Annotated in this window: 11 protein-coding genes and 1 tRNA gene; 1 reads left to right on the forward strand and 11 read right to left on the reverse strand. The window is 71.9% G+C overall.

Translation table 11 applies throughout. The annotated features are described in order from the left end of the window. Positions 1-22: 22 nt before the first annotated feature. A tRNA-Leu gene (locus GVV76_RS04860) sits at positions 23-99 on the forward strand. A 171-nt stretch (positions 100-270) separates the two neighbouring features. Here the strand turns inward: GVV76_RS04860 and pyk are convergent. The 11 genes from pyk to GVV76_RS04915 all read right to left on the reverse strand — a co-directional run bounded on the left by pyk (position 271) and on the right by GVV76_RS04915 (position 11,585). Then, positions 271-1,701: a pyruvate kinase gene (gene pyk / locus GVV76_RS04865; RefSeq protein ID WP_159625383.1), complete on the reverse strand. Its 1,431-nt coding sequence runs from the start codon at positions 1,699-1,701 to the stop codon at positions 271-273. A gap of 63 nt (positions 1,702-1,764) precedes the next feature. After that, on the reverse strand, positions 1,765-2,688 hold the full coding sequence (gene lgt / locus GVV76_RS04870; protein WP_236263216.1) for a prolipoprotein diacylglyceryl transferase: 924 nt from the start codon (positions 2,686-2,688) through the stop codon (positions 1,765-1,767). Next, the gene (locus tag GVV76_RS04875; protein ID WP_159523032.1) at positions 2,689-3,513 is read right to left on the reverse strand and encodes an indole-3-glycerol phosphate synthase TrpC; all 825 of its coding nucleotides are present in this window, start codon (positions 3,511-3,513) and stop codon (positions 2,689-2,691) included. Between the two features lie 152 nt (positions 3,514-3,665). Continuing rightward, positions 3,666-5,657: an OPT family oligopeptide transporter gene (locus GVV76_RS04880; protein ID WP_159625385.1), complete on the reverse strand. Its 1,992-nt coding sequence runs from the start codon at positions 5,655-5,657 to the stop codon at positions 3,666-3,668. Between the two features lie 114 nt (positions 5,658-5,771). Continuing rightward, positions 5,772-6,167 carry a phosphoribosyl-AMP cyclohydrolase gene (gene hisI / locus GVV76_RS04885; protein ID WP_159625387.1) on the reverse strand — a complete coding sequence of 132 codons (396 nt, stop codon included), beginning with the start codon at positions 6,165-6,167 and terminating at the stop codon, positions 5,772-5,774. A gap of 153 nt (positions 6,168-6,320) precedes the next feature. Beyond that, entirely contained in the window at positions 6,321-6,797 is a 477-nt protein-coding gene (locus GVV76_RS04890) for a DUF2752 domain-containing protein (protein WP_236263217.1), read from the reverse strand. Beyond that, positions 6,772-7,212 carry a DUF4190 domain-containing protein gene (locus tag GVV76_RS04895; protein ID WP_159625389.1) on the reverse strand — a complete coding sequence of 147 codons (441 nt, stop codon included), beginning with the start codon at positions 7,210-7,212 and terminating at the stop codon, positions 6,772-6,774. Before GVV76_RS04895 ends, GVV76_RS04890 begins: the two co-directional genes overlap by 26 nt. A gap of 149 nt (positions 7,213-7,361) precedes the next feature. Further along, a complete protein-coding gene (gene hisF / locus GVV76_RS04900; RefSeq protein ID WP_159625391.1) occupies positions 7,362-8,132 on the reverse strand; it encodes an imidazole glycerol phosphate synthase subunit HisF in 771 nt (256 codons plus the stop codon). Between the two features lie 40 nt (positions 8,133-8,172). Continuing rightward, positions 8,173-9,915 carry a hypothetical protein gene (locus GVV76_RS04905; protein WP_159625393.1) on the reverse strand — a complete coding sequence of 581 codons (1,743 nt, stop codon included), beginning with the start codon at positions 9,913-9,915 and terminating at the stop codon, positions 8,173-8,175. Beyond that, complete coding sequence (gene pafA / locus GVV76_RS04910; RefSeq protein WP_159625396.1) at positions 9,912-11,396, reverse strand: Pup--protein ligase; 1,485 nt, start codon at positions 11,394-11,396, stop codon at positions 9,912-9,914. The genes GVV76_RS04905 and pafA overlap by 4 nt, the downstream gene beginning before the upstream one ends. Continuing rightward, positions 11,397-11,585 (reverse strand): ubiquitin-like protein Pup, encoded by a 189-nt coding sequence (locus GVV76_RS04915; RefSeq protein WP_159625398.1) that lies wholly within the window; start codon positions 11,583-11,585, stop codon positions 11,397-11,399. It lies immediately after the preceding gene. Between the last annotated feature and the right edge of the window lie 56 nt (positions 11,586-11,641).

Raw genomic sequence — 11,641 nt, forward strand, 5'->3', positions numbered from 1 at the left:
GTGGCGGCCCCGGTCGTCACGCGCCTCCGTAGCCCAACTGGCAGAGGCATCCGACTCAAAATCGGAGTGTTGTGGGTTCGAGTCCCACCGGAGGTACCACTGAGGAGCGCTTCTCGCGCCGAGCGGAGCGAAATCCACCCACAGGCGCGTCCTGCCCGCGCCTGTGGGTGGATTTCGTTCCGGTGGGTGCGGATGGCACCGGTCGGCGCGCTGCGGCACCGCCGCCGCGGCCCGCGGCCACCGCAGCGGAGCGCTGCGCCGTGGAGCGGCTCAGCCGCGGTAGTCGGCTGTCTCCCCCACCGTGTGGACGCGGATGGAGTTCGTGGAGCCCGGGGTGCCCGGGGGCATGCCAGCGACGATCACCACCGAATCACCGACCCGCGCGAGGTGCTTGTCCTGGAGGATCTTGTCCACCTGCGCCACCATCTCATCGGTGTGCTGGACCTCAGGGACCTCGAAGGTCTGCACGCCCCAGGAGACCGAGAGCTGGTTGCGCGTCGTCGTGAGCGGCGTGAAGGCCAGCAGCGGGATGGGTGAGCGCAGGCGGGACAGGCGGCGGGCCGTGTCACCGGACTGGGTGAACGTGACGAGGTAGTCAGCGCCGAGCTGATCGCCCATCTCAGCGGCGGCGCGCGTCAGGGCGCCACCGCGCGTCTGCGGGAAGGAGCCCAGCGGGGCGATGCGCTCGCCGCCGTGCTCCTCAACGTTCTCGATGATGTTGGCCATCGTGCGCACGGCCTCGATCGGGTAGGCGCCCACCGAGGTCTCACCGGAGAGCATGACCGCGTCGGCGCCGTCGAGAATGGCGTTGGCGCAGTCCGAGGCCTCGGCGCGCGTCGGGCGCGGGTTCTGGATCATCGACTCCAGCACCTGGGTGGCCACGATGACCGGCTTGGCGTTGCGCCGAGCCAGCTCGATGGCGCGCTTCTGCACCAGCGGCACGGCCTCCAGGGGCATCTCCACGCCAAGGTCCCCGCGGGCCACCATGATGCCGTCGAAGGCGTCGACGATCTCCAGGAGGTGCTCGACCGCCTGGGGCTTCTCGATCTTGGCGATGACGGGGATGCGCGCGCCAGCCTCGTCCATGATCTCGTGGACATCCTTGACATCGTTCGCGTCGCGCACGAAGGACAGGGCGATGACATCCGCGCCGACCCGCAGGGCCCAACGCAGGTCCTCGCGATCCTTCTCGCTGAGCGCCGGCACGGAGACGGCCACGCCGGGCAGGTTGATGCCCTTGTTGTTCGAGACATACCCGGGGACCTCAACCCTCGTCACCACATCGGTGTCCGTGACGGCGGTCACGCGCACGGCCACGTTTCCGTCATCGATGAGGAGGCGGTCGCCGGGGCGGCAGTCCCCCGGCAGGCCCTTGAAGGTGGTGGAGGAGCGCTTGACAGTGCCGAGCACGTCATCCGTGGTGATGGTGAACTCGTCGCCCTTATTGAGCATGACCTTCTGGTCGCCCACGAAGCGGCCGAGGCGGATCTTGGGGCCCTGGAGGTCCACGAGGATGGCGATGGAGCGGCCGGAGGCCTCGGCGGCCTGGCGAACGCGCGCGATGACCTTCTCGTGGTCCTCGGCGCTGCCGTGGGAGCGGTTGATGCGGGCGACGTTCATGCCCGCGTCCACGAGCGCCTGTACCTGCTCGGGGGAATCTGTGGCGGGACCGAGGGTGCAGACGATCTTGGCTCTACGCATGGCCCCAATGCTAGCCGAGCTCGGTGAGCACCACGGCGAGGGCCGCGCGGATCGTCGGCCTTCTCACGGGGTCTGCGCGTCAGATCCCTCGGCGGTCTCCCCGCCCTCGGCCCCACCGGCCTCATCGCCGTCGGCGGTGATCGCGTCACCGGGACCGCGGCGGGTCACGACGACGAACCCGATGAGCCCGATGACGAAGACCACCAGCGAGGTCCACTCGTTGAGGCGCAGGCCGAGCACGCGCTGGGCGTCATCGATCCTCAGGTGCTCCACCCAGGCGCGGCCGGCGGTGTAGACCATGAGGTAGGCCCACAGGAGGCGGCCGCCGCACGCTCCCGCGCCGCGCAGGCGGCGCTCCAGCCAGAGCAGAGCGCACACACCCAAGGCGGACCACAGGGCCTCGTAGAGGAAGGTCGGGTGGAAGAGGGTCCCGGTCGGGTAGCCGGCGGGCAGGTGGGCCCGATCGATCTCAAGACCCCAGGGCAGGGTCGTGGGCCCGCCGAAGAGCTCCTGGTTGAACCAGTTACCGAAGCGGCCGATGGCCTGCGCCGCCAGCAGGGCGGGGGCGACGGCGTCGGCGAAGGGCGCCAGGCGCACGCCCCGGTAGCGCAGGAAGAGGGCGCCGCTGATCAGGCCGCCCGCCACGCCGCCCCAGATCCCGATGCCGCCCTCCCAGATGCGCCAGACCCGCGTGAGGTCGCCGTCCGGCCCGAAGTAGGCGTCCGGCGAGGTGACGACGTGGTAGAGGCGGGCGCAAACGATGCCGATGGGCACGGTGAGCATCGCCGTATCGAGGGCGAGGTCGGCCCGGCCGCCGCGGGCCCGGTAGCGCCGATCCGTCCACCACACGGCCAGGGCGACCCCGGCGAGGATGCAGATCGCGTAGGCGCGGATCGGGATCGGGCCGAGGTGCCAGACGGACTGCGGGGGGCTGGGGATCGACGCGGGGACGAGCGAGGCCCCGACGGCTGCGATGGGGAGCGGCACTCAGCTGACCTCTCGGTTGGTGGCGTTCTGGAGGGCGGGGTGGTTTCCCGCCGCGACGAGCTCGGCGACGAACTGCTGGGGGTCCTGGGAACGGATGATGGCCTCCCCCACGAGCACCACGTCCGCGCCCCGGCGGGCGTAGGACATGACGTCCCTCGGACCGGCGACGCCGCCCGTGGCCACGCGCAGCACGGAGGAGGGCAGGACCTCGGCGACTTGCTCGAAGCGGCGATGGTCCACCAGGCCGGTGAAGGGGTCGCGGGCATCGGCGGCCACGCACAGCGCCCCGGTCTCCACGGCGGTGATCGCCTCCCTGCGGGAGTGGGCCTCGACGACGGCGAGCATGCCCAGGGAGTGCGTGCGCTCGATGAGGGCCTCCAGGACGAGCGGCTCAAGCCGGGCGTCGAGGAGGAGGAGGTCGGCCCCGTGGACCCTCGCCTCGTGGACCTGGTAGGGGGTGACGACGAGGTCGTTGACGAGGATGGGCGCGTCGATGCTGGCGCGCACGGCGTCGAGGTCCGCCAGGCGGCCGTGGGAGCGCACGGGCTCGGTGACCACGGAGACGCCCGCGGCGCCCCCGGCGGCGTAGAAGCGGGCCAGGACGGCCACGTCCCCGACCCCGCTGAGATCCGCGAACGTGGCGGTGGCGCGCTTGACCTCGGCGATGACAGAGATCGAGCCGTCGCGGGGGCGCAGGGCGTCGAGGGCGTTGGTGGGGCTGTCCGCCTCACGAACCCGGTCCCGCATCTCTTCCAGGGGCACGCGTGACTCGCGCCCCGCGACGGCGGCGCGGGCGGAGACGACCATCTCCTCGAAGGATGTCACGGCGCACCTCCTCGCGTCTGAATGGGGCCCGTTGTGCCGGTTCCCATATCGTTACCCGCTCCCATCGTCCCCAAGGCAACGCCCGGCGCGCAAATCCTCGGCACGGATTCGGACGCCGGGCGGGGCCGCGAGCCAGGAGGGCGAAGGGCCGCTCAGGCCCGGCGGGCCGCCTTGCGGGAGTACCAGTACATGCCGGCGGTCACGAGGGCGAAGACCACCGGGCCCAGCCAGTAGGCGACGGTCTCGAAGCCGTCGGGGACGAGGGCCAGAGGCGCCTCCTCCCCCGAGAAGCCGACGATGCCGGCGTAGACGACGCCCCACAGGGACTCACCGACGATGAGGCCCGTCGCGGCCAGGGTGCCCATGCGCTTGGCGCGCTCGGGATCCGCCTGCTTCGCGGCCCAGCGGTCGTGGAGGAGGCCGAGAAGCGCGCCGAGGGGGATCATGATGGTGATCGCCATGGGCAGGTACATGCCCATGCCGACGGCCAGGCCGGGCAGGGACAGGTTCTTGGTCGTGCGGGTCAGGGTCTCGTTGATGATGATGACGACCACGCCGATGATGGCCCCCAGGCCCAGGAGGCCCCAGTTCAGGTCCCCGCCGAAGACGCCCTTGATGAGATCGGAAATGAGGGAGGCCTGCGGGGCCGCGAGGGCGTTGTCCCCCGCGCCGGGGGCGCCCTGGAACCCGAAGGCGGTCTGCATGAGGTTGAGGACCGGCGGGATGATGATGGAGCCGAATCCCACGCCGATGATGAGGGCGACCTGCTGCTTCCAGGGGGTGGCGCCCACGAGCTGACCCGTCTTGAGGTCCTGGAGGTTGTCGTTGGAGATCGTCGCGATGCCGAAGACGACGGCCGCGGTAAACAGCGTGTAGGCGACGAGCGCGGGGAGCTGGTCGCCCTGGACGCCGCCGTGGACGGCCTTGACGAGGAGCGCGGCGGCGATGGCCACGATGATGCCGACGCCGGAGATCGGGGAGTTGGAGGCGCCGATGAGGCCGGCCATGTACCCGCACACCGAGGCCACGGCCAGGCCGGTGAGCAGGATGAAGATGATCGAGACGATGACGAGCCCGATGGCGGAGTGCGCGATGGCGGTGCCCCGGACGAAGAGCCACAGGAGCGCGCCGATGGGCAGCATGGAGGCCAGGGTGACGGCGATGACAACCTTGGCCGACAGGTCGCGCTCGGTCAGATCGACCTCCTGCCCGGAGCCGCGCAGCGACGTGGAGCGGATCGAGTCGCGGATGCCGGTGACGATCGGGCCCATGAGCTTGATGAGCGTCCACACGGCGGCCACGGCGATGGTGCCGGCGCCGATGAGGCGCACGTCGCTCTTGAACACGGCGCCGACGGCGCCCGCGAGGTCCTCGACGCCGTCGAGCTCGCCCGAGGTCTGGATGGGCAGGAGCACGCCGTAGGAGATGACCAGGCCGACGATCATGGCGATGCCGACGCCGATGCCGACCAGGTGGCCGACGCCGATGAGGGCCAGGGAGAGGGAGCCGGCCACCGTCGTCCCACCCGCGCCGATCCTGAAGGCGCCGGTGACCTCGGTGGACACGGCCTTGAGAGAGCCGAGGATCGCGAACCCGGCGGAGGACAGCCCGCCCCAGATGATGGCCATGAGCCCCAGGCGCGAGTCATCGGCACCCTCGCGGGTGTCACCGACCTTGAGGACCTCGGCCGCGGCCACGCCCTCGGGGTAGGGCAGGCTGGAGTGGGTGACGAGCGCGCGGCGCAGCGGGATGGAGTACATGACGCCGAGGATCCCGCCCAGAGCGATGACGAACACGGACTGCCAGTACGGGAATCCCTGCCACCAACCGACCATGACGAGGCCCGGGAGGACGAAGATGATCGCGGACAGCGTTCCCGCCGCGGAGGCGATGGTCTGGACGATGTTGTTCTCCTGGACCGTGTGGTCCTTGAAGTAGCGCAAGATCGCCATGGAGATGACGGCAGCCGGGATCGAGGTGGCGAAGGTCAGTCCCGCCTTGAGCCCGAGGTAGACGTTTGCGGCGGTGAAGATGATCGTGATGATCCCGCCGATCAGGATGCCGCGGAGCGTGAGCTCCTTGAGGGGATGGGATGCGGGGGGCCGGGTACCCGCCGCCGCGCCCGTGGTGGACGAGGAGGACATGCGAAACTCTCGTTGCTCGGTGGACGATGGGGCATCCCGGTGCCACGCGGGCGCGCGGGATCGGAGGATGCCATCGCACCGTAGCACTGGTGCCTGGAGTAGCGCGTTGCCGGCTCAGGGGGCCGGACGGGCGCCGACGATGGCGCCCAGGTCGCCGCCGGCATTGAAGCAGGTGCGCTCGCCGGTGTGGCAGGCGGCGACGACCTGGTCCACCTCGACCAGGAGGGCGTCGCCGTCGCAGTCCAGGCTGACGGCCTTGACGTACTGGGCGTGCCCGGAGGAGTCCCCCTTCCGCCAGTACTCCTGGCGGGAGCGGGACCAGAAGGTGACGCGCCCCTCGGTGAGGGTGCGCCGCAGGGCCTCATCATCCATCCAGCCGACCATGAGCACCTCACGGGTGTCCCACTGCTGGATGACGGCGCACACGAGGCCCCGCTCGTCCCGCTTGAGACGGGAGGCGATGCCCTCATCGAGAAGAGGCTGGAGGGCGGTGGGCGCGTCATGGCTCATGGGCGCATCTTCGCACGGCCGGGGCTGCCGTCGCCCGTGGGAGCCCGCGGCCAGGAGGGCGGGGACAGGGCCCGGGCCCCGGGGAGGGTGCGTCGGGGCGGCTCGTAGCCGGCCGCAGCCCTTGCGACGACTCGCTGATCCGTCGGCTCCGATTCAGCCGGGGGGCCCGAGGAGGGGGCTCACCCGCGCCCACATGCCCGGGAGGTTCCGCAGGATGAGGAACCCGACGCAGGCGACGCCGTAGCCGATGGCCTCGGCGGAGGTGACGAGGGGGCCGGGGCGCCCGGCCAGCCTCCGGGCCATCCATCGCGCCGCGAGGAGGACCGCGACGACCTCGGTGGCCAGGGCGAAGGGGTTGTAGGCCAGGGCGGTGGCCAGGTCCCCGTCGATCACCGAGGCCGTGGCCCGGGTCCCCCCGCACAGCGGGCACCAGAAGCCGGTGAGGCGGTGCAGGGGGCACAAGTCGGGCATCCCCGCGAAACGGCCGGGCGCGAGCGCGTTGCCGCCGATGGCGAGGACCCCCGGCAATGCCCAGGAGGCGGCCGCCGCGGCAATGGCGATTCCCCGGCCGGAGGAGCCCCGGCAGCCCCGGGGCCCCGGGGGGTCACTTCGCGTTGTTGACAGAGTCAAAGACACCATCAAAGCCGCCGAGAGCGATCCAGATGATGGTCATCACCACGGAGATCACGCCCAGGACCAGACCCGCGATGGCCATTCCCCTGTTCGTGGCCTCGCCCCTGCCGGCGGCGTTCATACCCATCGCGCCGAAGATGATCGCCGGGATCCCCGTGAACAATCCGCACAGGAGGACGAGGCAGCCGCAGACGAGCGCGGTGATGCCCATCCAGTTCTTCTCAGTCGGGTTGGGGCCGAAGCCATTCGGCATCCCATAGGGGTTGAGTCCCTGGTCGGGGAACTGCGGCACCCCGTTTCCCGGGTACTGAGGCGTGCCGTTAGCGGGGTACTGGGGCATGCCGTTGCCGGGGTACTGGGGCATGCCGTTACCGGGGACCTGAGGGTTGGAGGGGTCGGGGTAGTTGCTCATCGTCAGCTTCCTTGTCGGTCGATGGCAGCGCTCCTGCCGGGGCGAGGTAGTACCGCGCCATGCGCCGCGGACTCCGTGTCCGCCCCCGACCGTACAGGCTGGGACGACGCGGCGCCAAGCCGCGCCCGGGGCGCGTCCGCGCCCCGGACTCAGCGAACAGGGTGGCCCTGGGCGCGCAGGGCGGCCTTGGCCTGGCCGATCGTCATCGTGCCGTAGTGGAAGACACTGGCGGCCAGCACGGCGTCGGCTCCGTGGTCGGCGGCGGCGGCGAAGTGCTCGGGCTCGCCCGCGCCCCCCGAGGCGATGAGGGGGACGCGCACCGCCCGGCGGACGTCGTCGAGCATGGCCAGGTCGAAGCCCCCGGTGACGCCGTCGGCGTCCATGGAGTTGAGCAGGATCTCCCCCGCGCCGAGCTCGGCTGCCCGAACCGCCCACTCGACAGCATCGATGCCGGTGGAGCGGGCGCCGCCGTGGGTGGTGACCTCGTAGCCCGAAGGGGTGCTCACGCCGTCCGGGCAGCGGCGGGCGTCCACGGACAGGACGATCACCTGGTTGCCGAAGCGCTCGGCGACCTCGGTCAGGAGCTCGGGGCGGGCGATGGCGGCGGTGTTGATGCCGACCTTGTCCGCGCCGGCGCGCAGGAGCCGGGCCACGTCGTCGGCGCTGCGCACTCCCCCGCCGACGGTCAGGGGCACGAAGACCTGCTCGGCGGTGGCCGAGACGACCTCCAGCATGGTGGCGCGGCCCTCGGAGGAGGCGGAGACATCCAGGAACGTGATCTCGTCGGCCCCCTGGGCGTCATAGCGGCGGGCGAGCTCGACGGGGTCCCCGGCGTCGCGCAGGCCCTGGAAGTTGACGCCCTTGACGACGCGCCCGTCCTTGACGTCGAGGCAGGGGATGACGCGGACGGCGACGCTCATGGATTCACTGCTCCTGGGTTCGGGTGGTGGATGGGCCGGATCAGTTCCCAGCGGTCGCGGCGGGCGCCGGGCTCGAAATCTCGGGATCAGAGCCGATGGTGGGAGTGGCGCCCGGGCCGGCCCCGGAGGCATCCGTCTTGGGATCCTCAATGGCGAGGATGTCGACGACGACGGCGACGGGCCTGTCTCCCCGGGCCTGATCGGCGGGCAGGGCCAGGACGACCCTGCTGCCCACGGGCACATCCACGAGGTGATTCCTCAGGCCGGCATAGGTCTTGGCGTTGCTCAAGTCGACGGCGACGGGCAGGACCTTGGCGCCGTAGTCATTGGTGATGACGCTCCCATCGGTCCAGGAGATGGCCTGGACGCGGGCGATGATGCGGCTGTCGGAGTGGACCTGCTCGCCCGCGCCCTGGATGAGCACGGCGGCGGTGGAGCGGGTGGGGGCGGGGAGCCCCGCCAAGGAGAGCGTGACCCCCCCGGAGTCGCCGGGGATGACGGCCGGCATGCCCGCGACGGGCGCGACGGCCGTTCCCGAGGCGAGGGTCGGCAGGACGTCAATGACGGTGATCTCCGTGGAGGTCGCGCCGTCGACGACGACCGGGCCGCGCAGGACGAGCCGCGTGCCCTCAGTGGTGCCCTTGACAATGTCGGTGAGTTCGTTGAGGGAGGCCTGGTCGACGCTCACGCTCACGAGGCGCCGGCCGGTGTGCTCATTGCCCTCCGAGTCCGCCCCGGGAGTGGTCGTGTTCTTCCCGTCCGTGCCCGAGAAGGTCGCGATGGACAGCAGCGCGGCGTCCCCGGGCTGGAGGGCGCGGCCCTCACCGGTGATGAGGGTGTCTTTGATCAGGGAGGATGGCGCGCTGAGCGGCGCCTTCAGCTTGACCACCGGTCTGGCGCCCACGCGCCCCGAGACGCTCATCGCCTGGTCCAGTGGGGTGTCCGCGGGGAGCATGGTGGCGGCGGGACTCGCCATGGCCGTGCTGGCCGGGGACTTGCCGTTCACGATGGACAGGGCCAGCGGGAGGATGATGATCGCCGCCACCGCGAGGCAGACGAGGATGAGTGCCGCATGGCCTCTGGGGCGGGAGCGGTTGAGCGCGGCGCCGAGCGCCCGCTGCCCGCCCACCGCGGGGGGCGCCTCCGGCGCCACGCGGTCAGAGGATCCACCGGGGAACCCGCGCAATTTGCCGGGACCAGCCTCGGATGATCGCGTCTCGGGAAGCCGGTGCGCGGCGGCGGGGGATCCGGGGAGCCGGTGCGCGGCGCGAGGCGCCCGCGCGCGCAGAGCCTCCGCGCGCGCCTCATCAGCGCGCGCCGCCTCCAGGCGCCGGGCCTCCTGGGCGGCCCGGCGCTGCGCGGCGAGGCGCTCAGCCGCCAGCCTCTCGGCCTCACGGCGCTCGGCTTCGAGGTGAGCCGCCTCGGCGCGGGCCGCCTCCAGGCGCCGGGCCTCCTCGACGCGCTCCGCCTCCGCGCGCTGGGCCCTCAGGCGGGCCTCCTCGGCGGCGCGATGCTCCGCGGCTTGCCGCTGATGCTCAGCGCGCAACTCCGCGACCCGGCGCTCGGCGGCGCGCCTCTCAGCCGCCCGCCGCCGCGCCTCTGCCCTCTGCTCGGCCGCACGGGCCTCAGCCGCGCGCTTCTCGGCCGCAAGGGCCTCGGCCGCGCGCTTCTGGGCCGCCTGGCGCTGGGCCTGCGCCTCACCCAGCCGTTCCAGGCCCCTGCGCTCACGCCGGGTCAGTGGACGGGTGCTCTCAAGCCCGTTGTCGTCATGATGATTCGTCATAGGGAAGCCTCTCGGGCATCGGCGCGGAGATCGTCCGCTGGCCGGTGCCTCATCGCGTTCAGGGAGGACATGAGCGTATCGACTCTCTCGTCCCGCGTGGCGAAGGGGTCGCGAAGCGCTATGGCCGGCACCTCCTGCCCGCCTGAGCCGGCGTCGAGGCGCAGGTTGACCCAGTCGGCGGCCAGATCGGCGCGCAAGTCCTGGGCCAGGCCGATCGCCGCGCCCCGCAGGGCGGCCCTCGTCGTCGCTGGCGGGGCGCTCATCGCGGCCCGGCAGGCGTCATCGTCGACGTAGCGGCGCAGCATCCCTGCGGCCTCGAGGCGGGCCCGCAGCCCATCCTCCGGGGACACGTCGTGGTAAGCCAGCGCAAGGCGGGTGACGCGCGGGTCGTCGAGCCCGGTGCCGGCGCGCTCGGCGTAGCGAGTGAGGAGCTGGTGCTTGGCGGCCCAGTCGAGCTCGGTGGCCACGGCTCCGGGGTCCTGCGCCCGCAGGGCCTCCAGGCCGCGCTCCCACAGGTCGAGGACTGCGGACTGGAGGGGGCTGAGGTCGAGCTCGGCGTCGGCGTGGGCCCGCACGCGCGCCAAGTGCTCCCCCTGCAGGTCCAGGGCAGTGATGCCGCGCCCGTCCTTGCGCTCCAGGAGCACCTTCCCACTGAGGTCGTGGCAGGTGTCCCGAATGGCGCGCATGGGCTCGGCGAGCTCGAGGTCCGCCAGGTCGCCCCCGGACTCGAGGTAGTCCAGGAGGAGGTCCATGGCCCCAGCCTTGAGGAGCGTAGAGCCCTGGGCGATATTGGAGTCCCCGACGATGACATGCATGCGCCGGTAGAGCTCAGCGTCAGCGTGGGGCTCGTCGCGGGTGTTGATCAGGGGGCGCGTGCGGGTGGTGGCCGAGGAGACGGCGTCGTGCATCTGGTCGGCGCGCTGGGAGAAGGCATAGCGGGCGGGGGCGCCGGTGACCGGGTCGGCGGGCAGCACGTGCCCGGCGCCCACGAGGATCTGCCGGGTGACCAGGTGCGGGATGAGGGCACGGGCGTCGTTCCAGAAGTCCCCCCGGCGGTGGACGAGGTAGTTCTCATGGCAGCCGAAGCCGCTGCCCTCGGCGTCGAGGTTGTTCTTGAGCAGGTGGATCCGCCCGGGCACGCCGGCCGACTCCAGCCGGGCATTGGCCTGGGCGGCGAGGTCGGCCATGGTGAGCTCGCCGGCGCGGTCCTGGGCGAGGAGGTCGGCGAGGCGGTCGCACTCGGCGGTGGCGAACTCAGGGTGGGAGCCGACGTCGAGATAGAGGCGGGCGCCGCCCCGGGTGAAGACGTTGGAGGAGCGGTGGGCGGCGATGACGGGGGCGAAGAGCTCGCGGGCGGCGTGATCGGCGTCGAGCGGAGCCGCGCCGCCAGTGGTGGAGGCGCAGGTGATGCCGTACTCGGTCTCGATGCCGATGATCCGCCGGGAGGGCGGGCGGCGCCCGCCGTCAGCCGTGGCGCCCACTCACTGACCGCCCTTCTGGACGAATCCCTGGACGAAGGCCGCCGCGTTGGTCTCCAGGACGGAGTCGATCTCGTCGAGGATGGCGTCGACGCCGGTGGCCTGGACCTGGCCGGCCGCGCTGGTGGCCTCGGAGTCGGTGTCGCCCTCCCCGCCGGAGGGCCGGATCTGCTGCGCGTCCTGGCTGGTCATGGTCGTTCCTTCGCGTCGGCCCGACGGGTGGGGCGGGTGGGTCGGGAATAAGGGGC

Source organism: Actinomyces sp. zg296, from assembly GCF_009829695.1.
Taxonomy (GTDB): Bacteria; Actinomycetota; Actinomycetes; order Actinomycetales; family Actinomycetaceae; genus Actinomyces; species Actinomyces marmotae.